This is a genomic window from Methylobacterium oryzae (assembly GCF_036441375.1).
Taxonomy (GTDB): domain Bacteria; phylum Pseudomonadota; class Alphaproteobacteria; order Rhizobiales; family Beijerinckiaceae; genus Methylobacterium; species Methylobacterium oryzae_A.
Window position 1 is genome coordinate 846,303 of sequence record NZ_MLCA01000014.1, and the last position, 23,018, is coordinate 869,320.

19 protein-coding genes and 1 pseudogene are annotated in these 23,018 nt (G+C 72.2%); 9 read left to right on the top strand and 11 right to left on the bottom strand.

All coding sequences use genetic code 11. From position 1 onward, the window contains the following. Nucleotides 1-8 precede the first annotated feature (8 nt). The 3 genes from MOTC310_RS27765 to dnaK all read right to left on the bottom strand — a co-directional run bounded on the left by MOTC310_RS27765 (nt 9) and on the right by dnaK (nt 4,100). Nucleotides 9-647: a class I SAM-dependent methyltransferase gene (locus MOTC310_RS27765; protein ID WP_331294619.1), complete on the bottom strand. Its 639-nt coding sequence runs from the start codon at nt 645-647 to the stop codon at nt 9-11. A 140-nt stretch (nt 648-787) separates the two neighbouring features. Further along, nucleotides 788-1,933, bottom strand: coding sequence for a molecular chaperone DnaJ (gene dnaJ / locus MOTC310_RS27770; protein WP_331304057.1), 1,146 nt, complete (start codon nt 1,931-1,933; stop codon nt 788-790). A 250-nt stretch (nt 1,934-2,183) separates the two neighbouring features. Beyond that, the gene (gene dnaK, locus MOTC310_RS27775) at nt 2,184-4,100 is read right to left on the bottom strand and encodes a molecular chaperone DnaK (protein ID WP_012320850.1); all 1,917 of its coding nucleotides are present in this window, start codon (nt 4,098-4,100) and stop codon (nt 2,184-2,186) included. Between the two features lie 680 nt (nt 4,101-4,780). Here dnaK and MOTC310_RS27780 point away from each other — a divergent pair. Beyond that, nucleotides 4,781-5,626: pseudogene (locus tag MOTC310_RS27780) on the top strand (hypothetical protein); the annotation flags it as partial. 103 nt (nt 5,627-5,729) lie between these two features. Here the strand turns inward: MOTC310_RS27780 and MOTC310_RS27785 are convergent. After that, entirely contained in the window at nt 5,730-6,371 is a 642-nt protein-coding gene (locus MOTC310_RS27785; protein ID WP_331304059.1) for a YqgE/AlgH family protein, read from the bottom strand. A gap of 186 nt (nt 6,372-6,557) precedes the next feature. Here MOTC310_RS27785 and MOTC310_RS27790 point away from each other — a divergent pair, with 186 nt between their 5' ends. From MOTC310_RS27790 to MOTC310_RS27800, 3 genes are all read left to right on the top strand, one after another. Continuing rightward, nucleotides 6,558-6,899, top strand: a complete 342-nt coding sequence (locus MOTC310_RS27790; protein WP_331304060.1) for a hypothetical protein — start codon at nt 6,558-6,560, stop codon at nt 6,897-6,899. A gap of 102 nt (nt 6,900-7,001) precedes the next feature. Beyond that, on the top strand, nt 7,002-7,481 hold the full coding sequence (locus MOTC310_RS27795) for a peroxiredoxin (protein WP_331294623.1): 480 nt from the start codon (nt 7,002-7,004) through the stop codon (nt 7,479-7,481). An 84-nt stretch (nt 7,482-7,565) separates the two neighbouring features. Further along, entirely contained in the window at nt 7,566-8,207 is a 642-nt protein-coding gene (locus MOTC310_RS27800) for a DedA family protein (protein ID WP_331294624.1), read from the top strand. Between the two features lie 6 nt (nt 8,208-8,213). Here MOTC310_RS27800 and MOTC310_RS27805 read toward each other — a convergent pair whose 3' ends face one another. Together MOTC310_RS27805 and MOTC310_RS27810 are read right to left on the bottom strand one after the other, a co-directional pair. Continuing rightward, on the bottom strand, nt 8,214-8,963 hold the full coding sequence (locus tag MOTC310_RS27805; RefSeq protein WP_331304061.1) for a restriction endonuclease: 750 nt from the start codon (nt 8,961-8,963) through the stop codon (nt 8,214-8,216). A gap of 110 nt (nt 8,964-9,073) precedes the next feature. After that, nucleotides 9,074-9,487 carry a Ros/MucR family transcriptional regulator gene (locus MOTC310_RS27810; RefSeq protein WP_331294626.1) on the bottom strand — a complete coding sequence of 138 codons (414 nt, stop codon included), beginning with the start codon at nt 9,485-9,487 and terminating at the stop codon, nt 9,074-9,076. 405 nt (nt 9,488-9,892) lie between these two features. On the opposite strand from MOTC310_RS27810, the gene MOTC310_RS27815 reads away from it, so the two are divergent. Continuing rightward, complete coding sequence (locus tag MOTC310_RS27815; RefSeq protein WP_331304062.1) at nt 9,893-12,568, top strand: bifunctional acetate--CoA ligase family protein/GNAT family N-acetyltransferase; 2,676 nt, start codon at nt 9,893-9,895, stop codon at nt 12,566-12,568. Nucleotides 12,569-12,619: 51 nt separating this feature from the next. Here the strand turns inward: MOTC310_RS27815 and MOTC310_RS27820 are convergent, their stop codons facing one another. Beyond that, complete coding sequence (locus tag MOTC310_RS27820; protein WP_331304063.1) at nt 12,620-13,153, bottom strand: Dps family protein; 534 nt, start codon at nt 13,151-13,153, stop codon at nt 12,620-12,622. 70 nt (nt 13,154-13,223) lie between these two features. Continuing rightward, nucleotides 13,224-15,161, bottom strand: coding sequence for a L,D-transpeptidase family protein (locus MOTC310_RS27825; protein ID WP_331304064.1), 1,938 nt, complete (start codon nt 15,159-15,161; stop codon nt 13,224-13,226). A 387-nt stretch (nt 15,162-15,548) separates the two neighbouring features. Here MOTC310_RS27825 and MOTC310_RS27830 point away from each other — a divergent pair, with 387 nt between their 5' ends. Beyond that, complete coding sequence (locus MOTC310_RS27830; protein WP_331304065.1) at nt 15,549-16,667, top strand: acyltransferase family protein; 1,119 nt, start codon at nt 15,549-15,551, stop codon at nt 16,665-16,667. On the opposite strand, the gene MOTC310_RS27835 is transcribed toward MOTC310_RS27830, so the two are convergent. Beyond that, nucleotides 16,654-17,832: an endo-1,4-beta-xylanase gene (locus MOTC310_RS27835; RefSeq protein WP_331304066.1), complete on the bottom strand. Its 1,179-nt coding sequence runs from the start codon at nt 17,830-17,832 to the stop codon at nt 16,654-16,656. The genes MOTC310_RS27830 and MOTC310_RS27835 overlap by 14 nt on opposite strands. 153 nt (nt 17,833-17,985) lie before the next feature. Between MOTC310_RS27835 and MOTC310_RS27840 the strand changes: the two genes are divergently transcribed. Beyond that, entirely contained in the window at nt 17,986-18,828 is an 843-nt protein-coding gene (locus MOTC310_RS27840; RefSeq protein ID WP_331304067.1) for an SDR family NAD(P)-dependent oxidoreductase, read from the top strand. A 150-nt stretch (nt 18,829-18,978) separates the two neighbouring features. Here MOTC310_RS27840 and MOTC310_RS27845 read toward each other — a convergent pair whose 3' ends face one another. Beyond that, nucleotides 18,979-19,266, bottom strand: a complete 288-nt coding sequence (locus MOTC310_RS27845) for a GIY-YIG nuclease family protein (RefSeq protein WP_331304131.1) — start codon at nt 19,264-19,266, stop codon at nt 18,979-18,981. A gap of 219 nt (nt 19,267-19,485) precedes the next feature. On the opposite strand from MOTC310_RS27845, the gene zwf reads away from it, so the two are divergent. Beyond that, the gene (zwf, locus tag MOTC310_RS27850) at nt 19,486-20,958 is read left to right on the top strand and encodes a glucose-6-phosphate dehydrogenase (RefSeq protein ID WP_331304068.1); all 1,473 of its coding nucleotides are present in this window, start codon (nt 19,486-19,488) and stop codon (nt 20,956-20,958) included. 122 nt (nt 20,959-21,080) lie between these two features. Further along, nucleotides 21,081-21,281, top strand: coding sequence for a hypothetical protein (locus MOTC310_RS27855; protein WP_132367049.1), 201 nt, complete (start codon nt 21,081-21,083; stop codon nt 21,279-21,281). A 17-nt stretch (nt 21,282-21,298) separates the two neighbouring features. On the opposite strand, the gene MOTC310_RS27860 is transcribed toward MOTC310_RS27855, so the two are convergent. Continuing rightward, the gene (locus MOTC310_RS27860) at nt 21,299-22,813 is read right to left on the bottom strand and encodes a glucan biosynthesis protein (protein WP_331304069.1); all 1,515 of its coding nucleotides are present in this window, start codon (nt 22,811-22,813) and stop codon (nt 21,299-21,301) included. Between the last annotated feature and the right edge of the window lie 205 nt (nt 22,814-23,018).

The window sequence follows — 23,018 nt, forward strand, 5'->3', positions numbered from 1 at the left end:
TGTTCAGGTCAGGGGCGGCGGTAGACCCAGACCCGCGCCGGCGGCAGGTTCAGCCAGACCCGGTTGGAGCGGTCGGCGGTGTAGCTGCCGGCTTCGCAGCGGGCCGGGATCGGCGGCACGACCGCGTAGGTGAATTGCACGAACGGCGCGCCCGGCCGCATCAGGTCGTGGGCGGTGTTGAGCAGGTCCAGACGCTGCTCCAGCGGCTTGGTGAAGAGCGGCAGGCTGGAGATCGTCGCGGCCGCGGGCTGCGTCAGCACGTCCTCGAGGCTCGCGCGCATGTTGTAGGCATCGCCCTGGATCACTCGCACGCCCGGGAAGCGGTGAGTGAGGAGGCGGCAGAAATCGGGGTTGAACTCGACGAGGATCAGCCGCTCTGGCGCGACGCCGCGCCGGATCAGCGCCTCCGTCACCGGGCCGGTGCCGGGGCCGAGTTCGACCACCGGCCCTTCCAGGCGGGGGTCGACGTAGGCGGCCATGGTCCGGGCGAGCATCTTGCCCGACGGGGTCACGGCACCCGTGACCAGGGGACGTTCGAACCAGGACCGCAGGAACCGCGCCTCGTCCTCGAGGGGGTCGCGCCGCGGCCCGAAAATCGCGCTCCTGCCCGCAGGAGCCTTCGCGTTGGGACGGCGGAGCGGCGGCAAGTCCTGGATTCCTTGATGCCGGATGAGAATGAAAGGCTAGAGAACGGCGCTGTCTTACAGTCAAGCCCGCGCCGCGCCTAGGGTAATCGAGCCACGCCGGCCGCTTGCATAACGGGCCGTCCCGGGTTTCGGATCCGGCCTCACGGCCGAACCGCGCCCCCGAAGAAGTCCCGCACCTTCGAGAAGAAGCCCGCGGATTCGGGATGGTTCTCCGGGGAGGCCGACTGGTCGAACTCCTGGAGCAGCTCGCGCTGGCGCTTGGTCAGGTTCTGCGGGGTCTCGACGAAGACCTGGATGTAGAGGTCGCCGACCTCCCGGGAGCGCAGCACCGGCATGCCCTTGCCCTTGATGCGGAACTGCTTGGCGGTCTGCGTCCCCGCGGGGATCCGCACCTGCGTCTGCGAGCCGTCGATCACCGGCACGGTGATCTCGCCCGACAGCGCGGCCGTCACCATCGAGATCGGCACCCGGCAGAACAGGTCGGCGCCGTCGCGCTGGAAGAACTCGTGCTGCTTGATCGACAGGAAGACGTAGAGGTCGCCCGCCGGCCCGCCGCGCAGCCCGCTCTCGCCCTCGCCGGCGAGCCGGATCCGCAACCCGTCATCGACGCCCGCCGGGACGTTGATCGAGAGGGTGCGCTCGCGGTTGACCCGGCCCGCGCCCTGGCAGGCGGCGCAGGGATCGTCGACGATCTCGCCGCGGCCGTGGCAGTTCGGGCAGGTCCGCTCGATGGCGAAGAAGCCCTGCGCGGCCCGGACGCGGCCGTAGCCCGCGCAGGTCGGGCAGGCCCGCGGCTTCGAGCCGGGCTTCGCGCCGGACCCGTCGCAGACCTCGCAGGTGATCGAGGTCGGGATCTTGATGGTCTCGGCCTTGCCCAGGAACGCCTCCTCGAGGGTGATCTCGAGATTGTAGCGCAGGTCGGCCCCGCGCTCGCGTCCCGGCGCGCCGCCGCGTCCGCGGCCACCGCCGGCGGCCCCGCGGCCGTCGCCGAAGAAGTTGTCGAAGATGTCCGACATGAAGTCGCCGAACTCGTTGCCGAATCCGGGGCCGCCCCCGCCCTGGCTGAAGGCCGCGTGGCCGAACCGGTCGTAGGCGGCGCGCTTCTGGCCGTCCGAGAGGCACTGATAGGCCTCGTTGATTTCCTTGAATTTGATCTCGGCGTCCTTGTCGCCGGGATTCCGGTCGGGATGATAGGTCATCGCGAGCTTGCGGAAGGCGATCTTCATCTCGCCTTCCGTGGCGGTCTTGGTGACCCCCAGGATCTCGTAATAGTCCCGCTTCGACATCCCGCCCTCAGGTGCCTTACCGTCTCGTCCCGAACCCCGGGCCGCGACGCTCCTACCACCGCGCCGCCGTTCCGGGGCCCTGCTGGCGAGCCCGGAAGCCGGAGGCGCCGACGCGGCAGATCACGATCTGCCGGCGGGTCCGGATCCCGGGCTCCGCATCCCCGGGGACGACGGAGCTTCTGAATACGCTGCTCACGCAAAGGCGGGGCCGGATCGCTCCGGCCCCGCGCGGTCGTATCAGATCCGCGCCTCAGGCGCGCTTCTTCTGGTCCTTCTCGTCGACCTCCTGGAAGTCGGCGTCGATGACGTCGTCCTTCTTCTCGGAGGCCGCCGCCTCGGCACCGGCATCCGGGCCGGCCGCCTGGTTGGCGGCGTACATGGCCTCGCCGAGCTTCATCGAGGCCTGCATCAGGTCCGTGGTGCGGGCCTTGATGGCCTCGACGTCGTCGCCCTCGAGCGCGGTCTTGAGCGCGGTCATCGCGGTCTCGATCGCGCCCTTGTCGGCGGCCGGGACCTTGTCGCCGTACTCGGTCACCGACTTCTCGGTGGCGTGGATCAGGCTCTCGCCCTGGTTCTTCACCTCGACGAGCTCGCGGCGCTTCTTGTCGGCCTCGGCATTCGCCTCGGCGTCCTTCACCATCCGGTCGATGTCGGCGTCCGAGAGGCCGCCCGAGGCCTGGATGCGGATCTGGTGCTCCTTGTTGGTCGCCTTGTCCTTGGCCGTCACGTTGACGATGCCGTTGGCGTCGATGTCGAAGGTCACCTCGATCTGCGGCATGCCGCGGGGCGCCGGCGGGATGCCGACGAGGTCGAACTGGCCGAGCAGCTTGTTGTCGGCCGCCATCTCGCGCTCGCCCTGGAAGACCCGGATCGTGACCGCGTTCTGGTTGTCCTCGGCGGTCGAGAAGGTCTGGGACTTCTTGGTCGGGATCGTGGTGTTGCGGTCGATGAGCCGGGTGAACACGCCGCCCAGCGTCTCGATGCCCAGCGACAGCGGGGTCACGTCGAGCAGCAGCACGTCCTTGACGTCGCCCTGGAGCACGCCGGCCTGCACGGCGGCGCCGATGGCCACGACCTCGTCCGGGTTGACGCCCTTGTGGGGCTCCTTGCCGAAGAAGGACTTCACCACCTCCTGGATCTTCGGCATGCGGATCATGCCGCCGACCAGCACCACCTCGTCGATCTCGGAGGCCGACACGCCGGCATCCTTGAGCGCCTTGCGGCAGGGCTCGATCGTGCGCTGCACCAGGTCGTCGACCAGCGACTCGAACTTCGCGCGGCTGAGCTTCAGCGCGAGGTGCTTCGGGCCGGTGTTGTCGGCGGTGATGTAGGGCAGGTTGATCTCGGTCTGGGTGGCCGAGGACAGCTCGATCTTCGCCTTCTCGGCGGCCTCCTTGAGGCGCTGGAGGGCGAGCTTGTCCTTGGTCAGGTCGATGCCCTGCTCCTTCTTGAACTCCGCGGTCAGGTACTCGACGATCCGGTTGTCGAAGTCCTCGCCGCCCAGGAAGGTGTCGCCGTTCGTGGACTTCACCTCGAAGACGCCGTCGCCGATCTCGAGGATCGACACGTCGAAGGTGCCGCCGCCGAGGTCGTAGACCGCGATCGTGCCGGACTTCTTCTTGTCGAGGCCGTAGGCGAGCGCCGCCGCGGTCGGCTCGTTGATGATGCGCAGCACCTCGAGGCCCGCGATCTTGCCGGCATCCTTGGTGGCCTGACGCTGGGCGTCGTTGAAGTAGGCCGGGACCGTGATGACCGCCTGCGTGACCGGCTGGCCGAGATGCGACTCGGCGGTCTCCTTCATCTTCTGCAGCGTGAAGGCGGAGATCTGCGACGGCGAGTACTTCTTGCCGTCCGCCTCGACCCAGGCGTCGCCGTTGTCGCCGCGGGCGATCTTGTAGGGCACGAGGCCCTTGTCCTTCTGGGTCATCGGGTCGTCGTAGGTCCGGCCGATGAGCCGCTTGATGGCGAAGAACGTGCGCTCGGGGTTCGTGACCGCCTGGCGCTTGGCCGGCTGGCCGACGAGCCGCTCGCCGTCATCCGTGAAGGCGACGATGGACGGCGTGGTGCGCGCGCCTTCCGAATTCTCGATGACCTTGGGCTGCGTGCCTTCCATCACGGCCACGCAGGAATTGGTGGTGCCGAGGTCGATGCCGATAACTTTACCCATGGTGGGATCCCTCTTTGTGTCGCGTTCAAGCAGACCGCCGAGCCCCGAAGCAGCTCGGCCCATGGCGGTGTCGGGGGTGATGTGAGTATGGGACCCGGGCCGGATCAAGGGCCGTGAACGGCTGAAACCCAGCGCGCAATCCCGCGTCGAGGGCGATATAAGAAGCCCCTTCCGGGCCCGCAAGGCGAAGCCTGCGCGGCGGCGCCGGCCACGCGGATCCGCGCCATCCCCTTGTCATTCCGGCAGGATCTCGCCGGACGGCCGTCATCCGCCGGGTGGCGTGGCTGCATTTTGTTGCTCCGCTGCCACGTCGGCGCCATCGACGGCGTGTTAACGTTTCGACAAGGGGTTGCACGTGGCCCCGCCACTTCGTGTCCCCGTCGTAGAGTCCGATGCGCCCGACCCGCAGCCTCCTGCTCCCGATCCTGGCGGTCGCCGTCGCGGCGCCCGGGATGCTCGCCGCCCCCCCGGCGCGGGCCCAGAACTTCTTCGAGCGCCTGTTCGGCATCAGGCCGGAGCGGCCGCCGACGCCGCCGCGCGGCCTGCCGGAACCGGCACCCGCGCCGGCGGCACCGGGCGAGCCGGGCCCGCCCGCGGCCCCCGAGGCGCCCCGGCCGGCCCCCGCGCCGGCCCGCCCGGTCGTGCTGAGGACGCCCTCCGAGGACGGCGTGATCGNGACGCCGCCGCGCGGCCTGCCGGAACCGGCACCCGCGCCGGCGGCACCGGGCGAGCCGGGCCCGCCCGCGGCCCCCGAGGCGCCCCGGCCGGCCCCGGCGCCGGCCCGCCCGGTCGTGCTGAGGACGCCCTCCGAGGACGGCGTGATCGGCCAGGAGCTGCAGCTCAACGGCCTGTCCGGATCCCTGAAGCTGGAGCGCTCCGGCACCGCCGTCACGGCGCGGATCAAGCTGCCCGGGACCAAGATCTCGCAGCCGGCGGAATCGTGCACGGTGCCGCTCGCGGGCGGCAATCCGGTGACGCTCACCGCCGAGGGCAAGCCCGAGGGCGTGCCGCGCTTCGAGGCCGCCGGGGCCGAGTGCCCGCTGCGCTTCGACGTGACGGACGGCGGCGTCCTGGTCTCGAGCCTGGGGTCGGGCCCGGTCTGCACCTTCTCGGCCGCCGATTGCGCGACCACGCCGGTCGGCCTCTGGGGACCGGGCGCCGCCACCCTGATCCCGCGGGCCGGCGAGTTCGACACGGCCCGCGGCGTGGCCGACAAGGCGGTCCGGGACAATTACAAGCTGATGACTCAGCGGGCCCGGCGCGAGGACGTGCGGCCGATCGTCAGCGAGCAGGCGGCCTTCTCGTCGGACCGCGAGCAGCTCTGCCGCACCTACGCGCGCGAGGGCACGCACGGGTTCTGCCATCTGCGGGTGACCGAGAACCGCGCCCTGGCCCTGGCCACCCGGCTGGGCGCCAACACGGCGACGCCCACCGCCGCCGTGGCGCCCCGCCGGCCGCGTCCCAAGCCGGCCATCGAGGGCATGAACCCGGACGCGGTCGGCGGCGGCGACGCGCTGCCCGAGTAGAGGCCCGTGCAGGAGCGCCGGCCGTGACGGCGCGGCCGTCGCGTCGTCGCGCGGCGAGGCAGCCTGGGGCCGCGGCTCCGAGGCTCCGGGGCGTGCGGCCGGGTCAGGCCCGGCCGGCGGTCATCGACAGCATCGCCGGGTCGATGCCGTTCGCCCGCAGGGCGAGGTCGTACTTGGCGTCGAGGTCGGCGTTGAAGATCAGGGCCGGATCGGCCGGGCAGTTGAGCCAGCCGTTGGCCATGATCTCGCTCTCCAGCTGCCCCGCCTGCCAGCCGGCGTAGCCGAGCGCCAGCACGGCGCTGGCCGGGCCGTCGCCGCTCGCGATGGCGCGGAGGATCTCCACGGTCGCGGTCAGGCAGATGCCGTCGTCGATGATCAGCGTCGATTGCTGGATGTGGAAATCGTCGCTGTGCAGCACGAAGCCGCGCCGCCCCTCCACCGGGCCGCCCATCAGGACCGGCATGTGGCCGACCCGCTCGCGCAGGCGGATCGCGTCCGCCTCGGGCGCGACGTCGAGCTGGACCAGGAGGTCCGGCATGCTGATGTCGGCCGCCGCCTTGTTGACGATGATGCCCATGGCCCCGTCGGCGGAATGGGCGCAGACGTAGATCACCGAGCGGGCGAAGCGCTCGTCGGCCATGCCGGGCATGGCGACGAGGAACTGCCCGTCGAGGAAGTTCGGGCCCGACAGCTCCGTCCGGAGCGGCGACGCGGCCTTCCCGGCCTGCGGCGAGGCTGCCGACATGGGATCAGGCCTGCGGTGCGGAGGATGCGCCATGCGTCCATGCTACGCCGCGCCCCTCCGTTGTCCAGCGGGCAAAAGGGACGCAGCCAGCCTCCCCCAAGCTTGTGCGGGCCGCATGCGCGCCGCGGAATGTCCCGGCCGGCACGCGACGCGGTCGGTCCGGCCACGTTCGAGACCTCGACCATCATGGCTGGCTCCGCCTCTCCGACCGCGTTCGGCACGGAGGAGCAGCGCGCCCGGATCGAGCGCGCGCACGAGGAGACGCGGAAGTTCGTCGCCGAGCAGCACAAGCGGATCGCCGAGCAGTCGGGACTGGCCGCGGAGCAGACCGAGCTGGCGGCCGGGCAGTTCAAGATGACGGCCGGGGCTTCGAAGTCGGCCGTCAAGCAGACCAGGCTCGCGGCCGAGGCCGCCAAGATCGGCCGGGATCGGAGCCTCGCGCCCCGGCAGGTGGCGCCGTCGGGCATGACGGCCGGGGCCGCGCTGTTCGGCGCCGGGGCCGCCTGCGTCGGGCTTCTCGGACCGTGAGCCGCAGGCCGCGCCCGATCCTCGACAGGCACCCCCTGCCACGCTAGGTCAGGCGCGCTGCTCACGCGCGCCATCCCAGCGCGCGACAACGAGGGACCCGCGATGATCCAGGTCGGCGACCACCTGCCCCAGGCCACCTTCCGGGTGATCGGCCCCGAGGGCCCGATCGCGCGCACCACCGACGACGTGTTCAAGGGCCGGCGCGTGGTCCTGATCGGCGTGCCGGGCGCGTTCACCCCCAGCTGCCACCGCAACCACCTGCCGGGCTTCGTCGCCCACAGGGCCGAGATCCTCGGACGGGGCATCGACGCCATCGCGGTGACGAGCGTCAACGACGTGTTCGTGCTCGACGCGTGGTCGAAGGCGAGCGGCGCGGAGGGGCTGGAATTCCTCGCCGACGGCAACGCCGATTTCGCCAAGGCCATCGGCCTGGAGATGGACGGCACCGGCTTCGGTCTCGGGATGCGCTCGAAGCGCTACTCGATGGTGGTCGAGGACGGCGTCGTCCGGATCCTCAACGTCGAGGAGACCCCCTCGAAGGCGGAGGCCTCGGGCGCCGAGGCCCTGCTGAAGGTCCTCTGACCGCGCCGCAGGTCGGCCCTCTTAAGGCCACGTTCCGTCCGCTTGAGTCGCCGGGCTTTGCCCGGAGACCGGCCCGAGGACCGCATGGCCTTCCTGAACGACCTGCCCATCGCCGAGCTGATCGCGAATTACGGTTACATCGCGATCTTCGTGATCATCACCCTCGAGAGCGCCGGCGTGCCGTGCCCCGGCGAGACGGTGCTGATCTCGGCCGCCGTCTACGCCGGCAGCACCGGGAACCTGAATATCGGCCTGGTCATCGCGGCGGCGGCGGGGGCGGCGATCCTCGGCGACAATGTCGGCTACTGGGCGGGGCGGCGCTGGGGCATGCCGCTGCTCCTGCGCTACGGCCACCTCATCGCCCTCGATCACGGGCGGCTCAAGCTCGGCCAGTACCTGTTCCGCCAGCACGGCGGGAAGATCGTGTTCTTCGGCCGCTTCACCGCGATGCTGCGCGCCTACGCGGCCTTGCTCGCCGGGGTGAACCGGCTGGACGCGCGCCGGTTCTTCGCCTTTAACGCCCTCGGCGGCATCGTCTGGGCCGGCAGCATGGGCATCGGCTCGTATTATTGCGGGCGCCAGATCGAGCACATCGTCGGTCCGGTGGGCCTGACCCTGCTGGCGCTGGTAGTGTTCGGCGGCCTGGCCCTGTGGCTGTTCGTGCGCCGTCACGAGGCGCGCCTGCTCAGCGAAGCGGAGATCGCCATCCCGGGGCCGCTCGCCTGAGCGCCGTCACGCCTCCGCGAGGTCGATCGCCTCGAGGGCGTCGTGGTGCAGGAGGAGCACGCCGGTGGCCGTGGCGAGCCGGCGCGCCGCCGGCGTGAAGCCGGCATTCGACACCACGGCGGCCCGGTCCCCGTCCCAGTAGCGCAAAGCCGCGGCCGCTTCCTGCACGGCGGCATTGCCGACCGGCTTGCTCAGCCGCTTGCACTGGACCACGAGGCGCAGCCCGTCCCGCACCGCCACGATATCGGCGCCCTGGTCGCCGCTCGCCGGTGTCCGGTGCGCCCGCCAGCCGGCCCGGACGAGGCGCTCGGCGCAGTAGCGCTCGTAGTCGAGCCCGTCCCCGGGCGCCTCGTCCTCCTCCGGGAGCGCGACGGCGGCCGCCTCGGCCTCGACGATCGCCAGCATCCGCTCGTGCTCCGACTCGGCGAGGTCGGCGAAGCGGGGGCCGAGCTGCGGCAGGACGGTCCGGTCGAGGAAGTAGTCCCGCTCCCGCAGCCAGCCGTCCTCGATCCAGTTGCCGTAGGGGTCGCAGTAGCTCTCCTGGCGCCGCCGCAGCGCCAGCGTCTCGGCATGCGCCCGGGCGATCCGCCGCACCCGGGCCCGGAACCGGCGCGGGCGCCCGAGATGCCGCAGCAGGACCAGCACGAGGGCGAGGCCCGTCGCGGCCAGGGCCGGCCGGCCGTACCAGAGCCCGAACGGGAGGCCGATCACGGCCGTCCAGAACAGGCGGGCGACGAGGCTGGGCTTGCCGGGCATCGGGTCTCTGCGGCGCTGACGGGCCCCTGACCCTCGCAAGCGCGGCTTGCCCGATGCCTAACCCGGATCCGAAAGCTGTGGACGCGGACGCGGATGAGGGCGCCGCGCCGTCAGCCCTTCCGGCGCTGGTGGCCGAGGCCCATGCTCTTGGCGAGGCTGGACCGCGCCGCCGCGTAGTTCGGCGCCACCATCGGGTAGTCGGGCGGGAGGCTCCATTTCGCCCGGTACTCCTCGGGCGTCAGGTTGTAGTGCGTCCGCAGGTGGCGCTTCAGCGACTTGAACTTCTTGCCGTCCTCCAGGCAGACGATGAAGTCGGGCTGGACCGAGCGCCGGACCGGCACGGCCGGCCGCAACTCCTCCGCCGGCGGGGCGGCCGGCTCGCCGAGCCCGTGCAACGTCGCGTGGATCGCCGCGATGAGGCCGGGCAGGTCCGGCGCGGGGACCGGATTGTTGCTCACGAAGGCCGACACGATGTCGACGGACAGCGCGAGATAGTCCGGTTGCCCTTCACCCGTGGCGTCCATCCCATAACCTCCACTCGATCCCAGCCGGCCACCGACCACCGGCGCCGACCGGAACCTGTTTCTGCTCGACCCGATACAGGGTAGTTAAGGGGCAGTTACTATGGTGGCGTGAATTTAATAGCAAGACCAATCTACACACGCCCACAAGTGCCGTCTTAGAGTGGATAAATGGCGCTCGATATTGGACAAAAGGAGGTCTGGAGGGCGAGGCCGCGTCGACCATGCAATTTCCGGCCGGCGCCGGCCGACCGGGCGTTGCAGGCGCGCCGGATCGCGCCATCTGGGAGGGCGGCGAGCGCCCGGACGCCTCGCCCGGTCGAACGTGAGCGAGGGGACCAGATGCGTGCCGCCAGGAACGGCTTGCGGGACCTCATCCCGTGACGGCGGCGCCGTGAGCCGCCGGTCGTGAGCACCTACCGGTTCGACAAGCTGCTGGCGCCCCGCTCCATCGCCCTGGTGGGGGCGGTGGCGCGTCCGGGCTCGCTGGGGCGCAGCGTGCTCGACAGCCTGCGCGCCGCGGGCTTTCCCGGCGCGATCATGCCGGTCCAGCCCGATCAGGTGGCCGTCGAGGGGCTCCCCTGCGTGCCGCGGGTCGCGGATCTGCCCGCCGCCCCCGATCTCGTCCTGATCGCGGTGCCGCCGCCGAGCGTGCCCGAGGTCGTCGCGCAGGCCGCCGCGATCGGCGCCGGGGCGGCGGTGATCCTCACGGCGCGGCTCGGCTCCGGGCCGGACGATCCCGGCCCGGTCGCCCACAGGATCGCGCGCGCGCACGGCCTGCGCCTGCTCGGGCCCGACAGCGCCGGCCTCGCGGTCCCGGGCGCCAAGCTCAATGCCAGCCTGTTCGCCCACGCGCCCGAGGCCGGCGACCTCGCCCTGGTCTCCCAATCCGGCACGGTCGCGGCCGCCATCGTCGCCTGGGGCGCGCGCCACGGCACGGGCTTCTCGGCAGTGCTGTCGCTGGGCAGCGTCCTCGACATCGGCGTGGCCGACTGCCTCGACCACTTCGCCGCCGATTACCGCACCCGCGCGATCCTGCTCTGCCTCGACCGGGTCGCGGATGCCCGCCGCTTCATGTCGGCCGCCCGCGCCGCCGCCCGGGCCAAGCCGGTCGTGGTCCTGCGCGCCGGCCGCCACCGTCCGGACACGCGCGCCGCCGTCACCCATACCGGCGCCCTGGCCCGTCCGGACGCGGTCTACGCCGCGGCGTTCCGGCGGGCCGGCCTGCTGGCCGTTCCGGACCTGGACGCCATGTTCTCCGCGGTCGAGACCCTCGGGCGCCAGCGGCCGTTCCCCGGCCACAGGCTGGCGATCGTGTCGAACGGCCGCGGCATCGGTCTCCTCGCCGCGGACCGGCTGATCGAGCGGGCCGGGACCCTGGCGGCGCCCGCAGAGGCCGAGGGCCGCGCGCCGGGCAACCCCCTCGACCTCGGCATCGAGGCCGCCGGGCCGGCCTTCGCGGCCGCGCTGGCGCCGCTGCTGACGGACCGGTCGAGCGACGCCGTGCTGGCGATCCACGTGCCCACCGTCCGCTCGGAGGCGGGCGCCGTGGCCGAGGCCGTCGCCGCGACGGTCAAGGCTGCCCGCGCCGGCCAGACCCGCAAGAAGCCGGTCTTCGCGGTCACGCTGGGCGACGCGGAGGCGGCGCGCGAGCCCTTCGCGCAGGCCGGGATCCCGCATTTCACCACCGATTCCGAGGCGATCGAGGGTTTCCTGCACCTCGTGCGCTACCGCGAGGCGCAGGACGACCTCATGCGCACGCCGGACTCGCTGCCGCGGGATTTCTCGCCCGACACGGCGCGGGCGCGCTCGATCGTCGCCGGTGCCCTGCGCCAGGGCGCCGCCTGGCTCGACCCGGTGGCGGTGAACGGCCTCCTGGAGGCCTACGGGATTCCGACCGTGCCGATCACGCTCGCCCCCGACACGGACGCGGCCGCAGCGGCCGCGTGGCCGATCATCGCGGCGGGCGGGACGGTGGCGCTGAAGGTCGTCTCACCGGACATCGTTCACAAGTCCGACATCGGCGGCGTCCATCTCGACCTGACCAGCGAGGCCGACGTCGCGGAGGCCGCCCGCAGCATCCTGGCCCGCGCCCGCCGGGAGCGGCCCGACGCCCGCGTCACCGGCTTCGCCGTGCAGCCGATGGTCCGCCGCGGCCAGCGCCGGGAGCTGATTGCCGGCCTCGCCGAGGACGCGGTGTTCGGCCCCGTGGTGGTCTTCGGCCGGGGCGGCACCGCCGTGGAGGTGATCGACGACCGGGCCCTCGGCCTGCCGCCGCTGGACCTGACCCTGGCGCGCGATCTCATCGCCCGCACCCGGGTGGCGCGGCGCCTCGAAGCCTACCGCGACGTGCCCGCGGCCGATCTCGGGGCGGTCGCGCTGACGCTGGTGAAGCTGTCCCAGCTCGCCGCGGACCTGCCGCAGGTCCGCGAACTCGACATCAACCCGCTTCTGGCCGACGAGACCGGCGTGCTGGCCCTGGACGCCCGGGTCCGGATCTGGCGCGCCGAGCGCGGCGCTCAGGGCCGCGGCCACCCGCGCTTCGCGATCCGGCCCTATCCGACCGAGTGGGTCCGGACGCTCAACCTCAAGGATCGGACCGTGCGGGTGCGGCCGGTGCGCCCGGAGGACGAGGGCCTGTTCCTGACCTTCTTCAAGGGGCTCGACCCGGAGGATCTGCGGCTGCGGTTCTTCGGCCCGGTGCGCGAGTTCAGCCACGCCTTCCTGGCGCGCCTGACGCAGCTCGACTACGCCCGCGCCATCGCGTTCGTGGCCACGGAGATCGAGCCGGGGGGCGCCGAGCGCATGCTCGGCGCGGTCCGGCTCCACGCCGACGCCAACCACGAGAGCGGCGAGTACGCGATCGCGGTGGGCCGCGACGCCCGGGGGACCGGCCTCGCCTTCGCGCTGATGCGCCTCATGATCGACTGGGCACGGTCCGAAGGGATCGGGCGGGTCGAGGGCACGGTGCTGGCCGAGAACCGGCCGATGCTGGCGGTCTGCCGCCGCCTCGGCTTCGCGCAGGGGCGCGACCCCGACGATCCGGGCCTCGTGAAGGTCCACCTCGATCTCGCCGCCGGCTAGCGGCGGCGCGACGAGGCCGGCGCCGGCTGCGCTGGGGCCGGGCGGCGCGGCTCAGTGGCCGCTGTCGGTCGCGTCGCGGGTGGTCTCGTAGAGGAACCACGTCCGCTCCTCGGACTGGTCGATCCACTCCTCGAGCTGCGAGGTGGTCGCCACGTCGCCGGCCTCGTCGGTGACGCCGTGGAGCGTGCGCATGTTGGCGGTGAGGGCCTTGTTGTCGTCGCGCAGCTCCTTGAGCATGTCGAGGGGCGAGACGTACTCGGCGTCGTTGTCGGCCACGCGGGTCAGGCTCCTGGCCTGGCCGAGCGAGCGCAGCACCGTGCCGCCGATCTTCCGGGCGCGCTCGTTCACCGCGTCGATGATCTCGAAGATCTGGGCCGACTGCTCGTCCAGCAGGAGGTGGTAGTCGCGGAAATGGGGTCCGCTCATGTGCCAGTGGAAGTTCTTGGTCTTGATGTAGAGCGCGAACAGGTCCGAGCTGAGGATCGTCAGGCCTTCGGCGATCGTCCGGACATCGCTCGGATCGAGGTCGGTCGGGGTGTTCAGGCGCGCGCTCTCGATGCGGCTGCTCGGCTTGGCCTTGGCCATGGTCGTCTCCGGTCCGATTCTGTGGCTCCGCGCGCCGCTCGCTCTCGACGAGGAGAGGGCGGAGGCGCGTTCAGCGAGCCAATGACCGGCTTGCCGCGAGGTTCCGGCATTCCGAGAAGCGCATGGCTGGGTTGGGCTTAGCGGGTAGGTTCGACGGATTCCAAACTGTGGCGCTCGGCCGCTGGCTGGGCCGGCGCGGGCTTCGTCGGGACGGCCTTGACCGCGGCGGGCTTGGCCGCCGCCGCCCGATCGGGCGCCGGCTTCGCGTCGCGTTCCGTGCTCGTCCGGGGGGCGGCCGGCGTGGCNGCCTCGCGGCGACCGCGTCGGCCCCGGCCGGAGCCGCGGGCGGGAGCGCGCCGGTCGCGGCCGGCTCCGGAGCCGGCGTGTCGAGGTTGTAGATGTCGTCGCGGAAATGCGCCTTCCCGTCCGGCGTGGCGAAGCCGGTGAGATACACGAAGGTCACCGGGATCGGCTTGGTGAGCTTGATGTCGCGGCGCTCGCCGTCGGCGATGCCGGTCTCGATCTCGATCGGGCCCCAGCTCGTGCCCGGCCCGTTCGGGCCGTCGGTGCCCTGCAGCAGCCAACCGACGAGTTCCTTCACCTGACCGACCCGGACGCAGCCGTGGCTGTGGAAGCGCACGCTCGCGGCGAAGAGCGACTTCGCCGGCGTATCATGCATGTAGACGGCAAAGCGGTTCGGCATGTCGATCCGCACCTGGCCCAGCGAATTGTCGAAGCCGGAATCCTGGCGCAACGTGTAGTTGACCGCCTTCTCGCCGGCCCAGTCGATCCGCGTCGGGTCGACCTCGCCGGAGGGCCCGAGGATCCGGATGTGGTTCTTGGCGAGGTAGCCCGGATTCTTCCGCATCTGCGGGATGATCTCGTTCTTCACCACCGAGGCCGGGACGGTCCAGGTCGGGTTGAAGTTGATGTCGGTGATCCGCGTCTTCACCGGCGGTGTCGCCTTGTCGGGCGAGCCGACCACCGCGACGTAGCGGCGCGCGACGGCGCCGTTCTCCACCGCCTCCACGGCGGCGGACGGGATGTTGACCACGACGTAGCGCTCGCCGAACGGGAATTTCGAGCCCATCAACCGGGCCGCGGAGGCGGCGAGCTGCCGCTGGCGCACCGGGGCCGGCACGTTGAGCGCGTTGATGGTGAGCCGGCCAAGTATCCCGCTGTCGGGCAGGCCGTGACGGGCCTGGAAAGCCGCGATCGCCGCCACCAGGGGCGGGTCGAGGCGGTCGTTCGGCGGCGCGTCCGCCGGCAGGTCGCCGGTGAGGGTCAGGTGGTGGCGCAGGGCGGGGATCGCCGGGTGGCGCTCGCCGGGCTTGAGGCGCGCGAGATCCTCGGGCAGCCGCTCCCAGCCGCCGGCCTCCGCGAAGGCCGCGTAGCGCTCTGCCGCCCGGAGCGTGTCGAGGAACGTCCGGGCGGTCAGCGTCGGGTTCGGGTCGGTGGAGACCTTGGCGTAGACCAGCGGCGCCGGCTCGCGGGATTTCTTGGCCGCCTCCTGGGGCGTCGCCTGCTGGGACTTGGCCTCCGACGGCTTGGCCTCCGACGGCTTGGTGTCCTGCGCCTTCCCGTCCTGGGCCCTGGCATCCTGCGCCTTACCCTGGGCCGTGACGGGCTCGGGCGCGGCCTCGGTTGCCCGGGTCTCGACCGGCTTGGTGTCGGCCGGCCTGGCGTCGGCGGGTCTGGTCTCGGCCCGCTTGGCGTCTGCCGCCTTGCGGGCCGCTCCCTTCGCCTCACCCTTCGCCTCCGGTGCCCGGAGCTCCTGGCCCTTCGCGGTCTCGCCCGCGGCGGCGGGCGGAACGGCGACCGGCATGCGGCCCCGGCACATCACGCTGATCGTGTCCGCCATGTAGTCGATCACTGCCAGATTGTGGGAAACGATGAGGTAGGAGAGGGCCAGGGCGGCGCCCGGCGCTCCGAGCAGGGCCAGCAGGGAGAGGCCGGCACTCAGCGCGGCGCGCGGGTGGGTGTGACGGCGGGGCTGGACCGGGACCATACGCAACACTCCCGACGCGCTCAGGCGGCGCGACCGGGCCGGATGATGGGCCGGCGTGGTTACCAATCTCCTCCGACCCCGAGAGCGGTCCGAGATCGGGATTCACGATCCCGCACGTGATCCAGCCGCGCGTGGCTTCGCGGATGTCGGTCGGCGTGAAGGTCGCGCTTATACATTTTATGAGTTGCTGGCTTCGGCACACGCGTCGTTGCGAGCGGAGCGAGGCAACCCAGGATCACGCCAAGGACTCCGAGGTCGCCCTGCCCTGGGTCACTTCGCTCCGCTCGTGATGACGGCGTGGGACACCGCAATCGAAGCGTTCCATCGGACACCGCATGGCCGGTTGGCCACGGTTGCCCAGGCCCAGACAGGAGATCGGTCCCCAGCATGCCGCATCCCGGAGACCCGCCTCCCGCATCGATGCCCTACCTGCCCCAGCTCGACGGGGTGCGGGCGCTCGCCATCCTGATCGTGTTCGCGGCCCATTGCGGCTACGGGCACGTGGTGCCGGGCGGCTTCGGCGTGACCGTCTTCTTCTTCCTCAGCGGCTACCTGATCACCACGCTCCTGCGGATCGAGCGGGCGCGGACCGGGACGGTGTCGCTTCCGGCCTTCTACCTCCGGCGGAGCCTGCGCATCCTGCCGCCCATGTACCTGACCCTGCTCGCCTCCGGCGCGCTGTACGCGGCGGGGTGGCTCGACTGGATGCCGGTCGCGCCGGCGGCGGTCCTCGGGCAGGCGACCTTCCTGACGAACTATCCCGGCCTGTTCGGCACCGAGGCGGTGCTGCCGGTGCCGCTCTGGAGCCTCGCCATCGAGGAGCATTTCTACCTCGTCTTCCCGCTGGTCTTCCTGCTCTGGCTCGGGCGCCTGCGGCCGCGCCGCGCGGCCCTGGCCTGCCTGGGGCTCTGCGCGGCGGTCCTGGCGATCCGGTGCGTCAACGTCTGGCGGCTGCCGGATTACAGCCTGAACTACAGCTGGACCCACACCCGGATCGACGCGATCCTGTTCGGGTGCTGCCTCGGGCTGTGGAACAACCCGGTGGTCCCGGCCGACCGGGCGTGGCGCCCCGCGCCCTGGCACGTGGCGGCGAGCCTCGCGGTGATCCTCGGGACCCTGGCGGTCCGCGATCCCGCCTTCCGGGAGAGCCTGCGCTACACGCTCCAGAGCGCCGCCCTGTTCGTGCCCTTCGCGTACCTGCTGCACGGCGAGGGACCTCTGGTGCGGCTGCTGGCCAGCCGGCCGATGCGCCGGCTCGGGCTCTGGTCCTACAGCTTCTACCTCGCGCACATGACCGTGGTGGCCCTGGTGCTGCACCTGCGGCCCGGGCTGCACGGCGTCGGCCTGATGCTGGCGGCCTTCCCGGTGACCCTGCTGTGGTGCTGGGGCATGTACGGCCTCGTCGAGCGCCCCTGCGCGCGCCTCCGCCGCCGCCTCCTGGCGGACCGGCCGCCGGAGCCGAGCCTGGCCGAGGACGGCCGCCGGGCCGGCGTCACGCCCGCCTGAGCTTCTCGCGGGCGGCCCTGTGATCGGGCGCGGCCTCGAAGGCCGCCTTGATGGCGTGCCACAGGGGCTTGCGCCGGAACTGCGCGTCGAGCGGCAGCGCCCGCTGCGGCAGGCCGTCGGGCCGCTTGCGGTAGGGGTGGTCGTTCAGCCACGTGTCCGGGTCGTAGATGTCCCAGGTCAGGACGTCGAGGCAGGCGGGCTCGTCCAGCACCACGTCGAGGTAGCGCCGGGCGTAGTCGGCCACCCTCCGGTCGCGGGTCGCGACGTCGGACGGGAAGGCGCGGTCGTCGATGTCGAGCTCGGTGATCTCGATCCCGAGCCCCATCTGGCCGATCTCCCGCAGGAAGCGCCGCAGCTGGCCCTGGTCGATCGGGATCGTGCTGGTGAGGTGCGATTGCAGCCCGAAGCGCCGGATCGGCACGCCCCGGGACCGCATCGCCTCCAGGCGGCGCAGGACCTTGGTGCGCTTGGCCTCCATCCAGGGCACGCCCTGCTCCACCGCGTCCTCGTTCCACGTGCCGGCGGCGGCCGGATCGGTCTCGTGCAGGATCCGGAAGGCGAGGTCGACGTAGCCGGGGCCGATGGAGGCGAGCCAGGGCGAGTCGCGCAGGCCGCCGCCGCGGTCTGGGTCGGCCTCGTTGCCGAGGATCTCGTTGACCACGTCCCAGGCGACGATCTGGCCGCGGTAATGGCCCGCCACCGTCTCGATCCAGCGCCGCATGAAATCCTCGGCCTGGACGGCGCTCGCCCGGCCGAGGAGCGGCCCGACCCAGGGCGGCAGCGCCGCGTGCCAGACGAGCGTGTGGCCGCGCATGCGCTGGCCGTTCCCCCTGGCGAAGCGCAGGATGGCGTCGCCGCGGGCGAAGTCGGTCCTGCCGGGGGCCGGCAGGACCTCCTCCATCTTCATCTCGGTGCCGCAGACGAGGATGCCGCATTCCCGCGCCACCGCCTGCCGGTAGGCGGGCGTCGCGTCGAAGCGGTGGAACGGCACCTCGCAGCCGTAGAGAAGACCCTTGGCGGCCGCGGCCGCCTGGAGGCTGTCGCCCGACCAGGACGGACGCCCGAGGGGGCCGAACCCTGAAGGGACGGCCGCACGCGCCGCCGTGGCGAGGCCGAGGGAGGCCGCACCGGCGAGGATCGTGCGGCGGCTCGGGGGAGGGGGCATCCGGGCGCTTCGGTCCGAGGGGATCCGGCGACCCTAACAGAATCCGCCGCGGCGGCGATCCGCTGAGTCTGCCGGCGCGCGCGATCCGGCCGCCAACTCGCCTTCCTGTCGGGTTGCCCCATCTGAAGGGCGCCAGTCAGCCGAGGATCCGTCATGAGCCAGCACCCCGCGATCAGCCCCGGTCGCAGCGCGGTCGTCACCGGAGCCGCGAGCGGCATCGGGCTCGCCGCCGCGCAGGCCTTCGCGCGGGCCGGCATGAATGTCTGGCTCGCCGACCTGCCGGGGCCGGCCCTGGACGCGGCCCGGGCCGCCGTCGCCGAACTCGCCGCCGTCGAGGTGCGCGCCGTACCCACCGACGTGTCGGACCGGGGCGCCGTGGAGGCCCTGGCGGCCGCCGTCGCCAAGGCCGGACCGCCCGCCCTGGTGATGCTGAATGCCGGGATCGAGGCCGGCGGAAAGCTGTTCTCCGACGCCGACACCTGGGCGCGGATCCTGGGCACCAACCTCGGCGGCGTGGTCAACGGCATCCACGCCTTCGCGCCCGGCATGATCGAGGGCGGCAAGCCCGGGGCGATCATCGTCACCGGCTCGAAGCAGGGCATCACCACGCCGCCGGGCAACGCGCCCTACAACGTCTCGAAGGCGGGGGTGAAGGCTCTCACCGAGGCGCTCGCCCACGAGTTGCGCAACCGGGAGGGCTGCCACACCACCGCCCACCTGCTGATCCCCGGCTTCGTCTATACCGGGCTCACCAAGGCCCGCGGCGTCACCGAGAAGCCGGCCGGCGCCTGGACGCCCGACGAGACCGTGGCGTTCATGCTGGAGCGGCTCGCGGCCGGCGACTTCTACATCCTCTGCCCCGACAACGAGACCACCCGCGCCCAGGATGCGAAGCGGATCGCCTGGGCGGCCGGCGACATCGTCGAGAACCGGCCCGCCCTGTCGCGCTGGCACCCGGACTACGCCGAGGCGTTCAAGCGGTCCATGGAGGGCTGACCCGAGCGGCCTCGCGCTGCCCTGGGTCACTTCGCTTCGCTCGTGATGACGGAGGAGCGAGACTCGTCGCGTGGCTGCGCGCGGGCTGCCGCGTTCACCGTCTTTGCGAGCGCAGCGAAGCAATCCAGGGAGCCGCGACGCCGGACCTGTTCACGCGAGATCGGGATACAGGTCGTTCCAATCGGGATTCATCGCCTCGATCAGCGCGAGCTTCTTCTTCCGTGAGCCCGCTTTGATCTGCTTCTCGCGGGCGACGGCCCCATTCATCGCGGGATAGCGCTCATACCAGACCAGGCGCTTGCAAGCGTAACGGCTCGTGAAACCGGGAAGCAGCGCCTCCCGGTGCGCGTAGAGCCGCCGGGCGAGGTTGGATGTCACGCCCGTGTAGAGCGTGCCGTTGCGGCGGCTCGCCCTGATGTAGACGGCCGGCTCGCGCAGCGGGCTGCCCTTCCGCGCCGGCGCGCGGCCCTGGGTTGCTTCGCCGCGCTCGCAAGGACGGAGCGTGGCAGCGTGGACTTGCCCGGACCTGCCGCGGCCGTGCCCTGGCCCGGGCAGCGCTGGCCTGCGCCCCTCGTCTGGCGAAGCCCTTGCACACGGGTTAGGTCAGTGCGACGCAGCCGCCGCACGAGACCAGCGCACGACACCCGGGAGCCGCCCTTGGCCACGATCATCCCCGTCGCTTCCTTCGACTGCGTCGTGTTCGGCGCGACCGGCGATCTGACCGCGCGGAAGCTGCTGCCGGCGCTGTTCTACCGGTTCCGCGACGGCCAGATTCCCGAGACCAGCCGGATCATCGGCGCCTCGCGCTCGGAACTGTCCCTCGACGCGTTCCACGAGCACGCCCGCGACGCCCTCAAGCGCTTCGTGCCCGCCACCGACCTGGCCGAGGACGCGCTCGAGCGGTTCCTCGACCATGTGGACTACGTCGCGGTCGACGGCGCCGGCGACAGCGGCTGGACCGATCTCGTCGCCAAGCTCGACGAGCGGCCCGACCAAGTCCGGCCCTACTACCTCGCCACCTCGCCCGACCTCTACGGCTCGATCTGCCGCAACCTCGCCGCCCACGGGCTCGTCGGCGAGAAGTCCCGCGTCGTGCTGGAGAAGCCGATCGGCAAGGACCTGAAATCGGCCCGCGCGATCAACGACGCGGTCGGCGAGGTCTTCCCCGAATCACAGATCTTCCGGATCGACCACTATCTCGGCAAGGAGACGGTCCAGAACCTGCTCTCGCTCCGCTTCGCCAACACGATCTTCGAGCGGCTCTGGACCTCGGACGTGATCGACCACGTCCAGATCACGGTCGCCGAGACGGTGGGGGTCGAGGGCCGGGCCGGCTACTACGACACGTCGGGCGCGATGCGCGACATGCTGCAGAACCATATCCTGCAGCTCCTCTGCCTCACCGCCATGGAGAGCCCGCTCAATCTCGAGGCGAACTCGGTCCGCGACGAGAAGCTGAAGGTGCTCCGCGCCCTCAAGCCCATCACCACGCACGACATCCAGAGCGTCACGGTGCGCGGCCAGTACGTGGCGGGCGCCGTCGACGGCAAGCCCGTGGAGGGCTACCTCGCCGAGCTCGGCCACGAGAGCCGGACCGAGACCTTCGTGGCCATGAAGGTCGAGATCCAGTCCGGGCGCTGGGCCGGCGTGCCGTTCTACCTGCGCACCGGCAAGCGCCTGCCCCAGAAGCTCTCCGAGATCGTGGTGCAGTTCCGCGCCTCGCCCTTCTCGATCTTCCCCGAGGAGGCCTTCGGCCGGGAGCCGAACCGCCTCGTCATCCGCCTGCAGCCGCAGGAGGGCATGAAGCTCGAGGTGATGACCAAGGATCCGGGGCCCGGCGGCCTGCGCCTGCGCCCGACCGACCTCGACATCTCCTTCGAGGAGACCTTCAAGCAGCGCTACCCCGACGCCTACGAGCGCCTGCTGATGGACGTGGTCCGCGGCAACGCCACGCTGTTCATGCGCCGCGACGAGGTCGAGGCCGCCTGGGCCTGGGCGGACGGCGTGCTCAAGGCCTGGGCCGACCGCCCCGAGGCGCCCCGGCCCTACCCGGCCGGGAGCTGGGGCCCGACCGCCGCCATCGCGCTGATCGAGCGCGACGGCCGCACGTGGCACGAGGAATTACGGTAACGACGCGCGGCGGCTTACGGCCAAGCTGCCTTGATGCCGTCAAGCCGGATGTGAAATCTGTCTGCGCCGCCGGATACCGCCCCGCCAGAGGGCGGAGACGGCGCAGCACGAGGGATCATCACATGCTGGACAATCATCGGGACGCGTCCGTCCAGGCCGAGCGTCGCCTGGAGCGTTCGGTCGCCGCCGCCCTGCGCGTCATCGCGGCCGCCCATGACGAGCGGCAGGCCCCGCCGGTCTCCGCGGCCCGCCGCCGCCTGAGCGAGGTCTACGGCGCCACCCGCCTGGCCCGGCGCCTGGAGCAGGAGCGCCGCTCCGCCTGAGGCGGCCCGATCCTGACCTAGACGGCGGCGTCCCAGGTCTCGCTGAGGGGGACGCTCCCGCGGACCAGCCGGGCGCGCAGCACGGCGTCGCCCGGCGGCAGCGGTTCCGGCGGGCGCCACTCGACGTAGATCCGCCAGCCGCCGGTCTGCGGCACGAAATTGGCCACCGGATCGTGCATCGTGCCGGCGCTGGCCGAGACCTCAGCGGCGACCGCGTCGTCGGGACCCTTCGGCAGGCCCGGACCCTCGAAGTCGATCACGCAGAGGCGCCGCTGCGGGCTCGGCGGGTTGGTCGGCCGCAGGCGCTCCGCCGAGCCGAACCGCGTCGAGGTCACCCGGGCGAGGGCGGCTTCCGGGATCGCCGGCACGGGCTCCGCCCCCACCGTGGTCAGGCCGTAGGCGACGTGCAGCGGCGCGCCGGGCTGCGCCGGGGCCGCCGGCACGAAGGCCGCCACGATGTTGTCCATGTACTCCTCGCCCGACGGGATCTCGAAGAGCTGCACGGCGCCGTCCGCGAAGGCGCCCCCGGCGGGATCCGGCGCCACCCACAGCCCCGGCCGCGCCTCGTGGCGCGCCTCCACGTCGAGATAGGCCGCGAAGCCCCGCTCCCGCTGCAGCAGCCCGAAACCGGCGAGCGGCCGGGCCGCGAAGGCGGAGATCTGCGGCTGCGCGCGCCCGTTGACCAGGGGCCGCCAGATCCGGTCGACCCGCGCCGGGTCGGCCCCGGCCGCGACGCAGAGGCCGTCGGAATCGTGCACCTGCGGCCGGAAATCGTCGAAGGGCTTCGCGCCCCACGCCCCGGGCCCGTTCTGGCCGAAGAGGAACATGCTGGTGAGCGGCGCCAGCCCGAGCTTCGGGAGCGCCCGGCGCGGGTGGAGCGCCGCGGTGACGGCGATCCGGGCCGGATCGCCCGGCGCGATCTCGAACCGGTAGGCGCCGGCCACGCTCGGGCTGTCGAGGAGGGAGAGCACCGTGAGCGTGCGCGCCTCCGCCTCCGGCTCGCAGAGCCAGTGGGCGACGAAATCGGGAAATTCCTCGCCCTCGGGCGCGCCGGTCCCGACGGCGAGGCCCCGGGCCGAGAGCCCGTATTCCTGGTTGGCCGCGCGCAGTCGGAAATAGGAGGCGCCCAGGAAGACGAGGAACTCCTCCTGGAAGCCCTTCGGCCGCCAGGCCGGCGTGTCGGGGAAGGCGTAGTGCAGGCGGAAGCCCGCGAAGCCGAGATCCGGCGCGAAGCGCTGGCCGGCGAGCCGCGTGCCCAGGTCGAACAGCTGCGTGTCGTAGGGGATCGGGCGCGCGGGCCCGCGGAGCGGCTGGAGGTGGAGCGCCACGCGCTTGCGCTGCAGGAAGCCGCGGTGGAACAGCTGGGCGCTGAAATGCGCCCCGAGGCGCAGGCGCGCGTCCGGCCGGAAGGTGATCGCGCGGTAGCCGTCGTAGTCGAGGCCCGCGAGCGCCGGCGGCAGGTCCTCGGGCGGTGCGGCGTAGGGCGCGGCGGCGCGCCGCGCCGCCTCGACCGAGAGGGTCTCGAAGGTCATCGCGTCGCCCTGCGGCGGAAGCGCCGGCCCCGCCCACGTTCTGGACCCATTCAGATCAGTCGCGCTAGGTAGAACCGTGCCGGCAGCCGCTGCCAGGACTGTCCGAAGAACGCGGCGTCGGGAGGGGGGATTGATCCGTTCGGCTTCCGGCGGCCTGGGCTGCCCGGTCGGCTCCGTATCCTCACCCCGCACATCGGTATCCACG

What these genes read in the sequence shown, in the direction of transcription:
- dnaJ (WP_331304057.1), bottom strand. Translation starts at nt 1,933, where the DNA reads ATGTCGAAGCGGGACTATTACGAGATCCTGGGGGTCACCAAGACCGCC.
- dnaK (WP_012320850.1), bottom strand. Translation starts at nt 4,100, where the DNA reads ATGGGTAAAGTTATCGGCATCGACCTCGGCACCACCAATTCCTGCGTG.
- MOTC310_RS27785 (WP_331304059.1), bottom strand. Translation starts at nt 6,371, where the DNA reads ATGTCGGCAGCCTCGCCGCAGGCCGGGAAGGCCGCGTCGCCGCTCCGG.
- MOTC310_RS27790 (WP_331304060.1), top strand. Translation starts at nt 6,558, where the DNA reads ATGGCTGGCTCCGCCTCTCCGACCGCGTTCGGCACGGAGGAGCAGCGC.
- MOTC310_RS27795 (WP_331294623.1), top strand. Translation starts at nt 7,002, where the DNA reads ATGATCCAGGTCGGCGACCACCTGCCCCAGGCCACCTTCCGGGTGATC.
- MOTC310_RS27800 (WP_331294624.1), top strand. Translation starts at nt 7,566, where the DNA reads ATGGCCTTCCTGAACGACCTGCCCATCGCCGAGCTGATCGCGAATTAC.
- MOTC310_RS27805 (WP_331304061.1), bottom strand. Translation starts at nt 8,963, where the DNA reads ATGCCCGGCAAGCCCAGCCTCGTCGCCCGCCTGTTCTGGACGGCCGTG.
- MOTC310_RS27810 (WP_331294626.1), bottom strand. Translation starts at nt 9,487, where the DNA reads ATGGACGCCACGGGTGAAGGGCAACCGGACTATCTCGCGCTGTCCGTC.
- MOTC310_RS27820 (WP_331304063.1), bottom strand. Translation starts at nt 13,153, where the DNA reads ATGGCCAAGGCCAAGCCGAGCAGCCGCATCGAGAGCGCGCGCCTGAAC.
- MOTC310_RS27830 (WP_331304065.1), top strand. Translation starts at nt 15,549, where the DNA reads ATGCCGCATCCCGGAGACCCGCCTCCCGCATCGATGCCCTACCTGCCC.
- MOTC310_RS27835 (WP_331304066.1), bottom strand. Translation starts at nt 17,832, where the DNA reads ATGCCCCCTCCCCCGAGCCGCCGCACGATCCTCGCCGGTGCGGCCTCC.
- MOTC310_RS27840 (WP_331304067.1), top strand. Translation starts at nt 17,986, where the DNA reads ATGAGCCAGCACCCCGCGATCAGCCCCGGTCGCAGCGCGGTCGTCACC.
- MOTC310_RS27855 (WP_132367049.1), top strand. Translation starts at nt 21,081, where the DNA reads ATGCTGGACAATCATCGGGACGCGTCCGTCCAGGCCGAGCGTCGCCTG.
- MOTC310_RS27860 (WP_331304069.1), bottom strand. Translation starts at nt 22,813, where the DNA reads ATGACCTTCGAGACCCTCTCGGTCGAGGCGGCGCGGCGCGCCGCCGCG.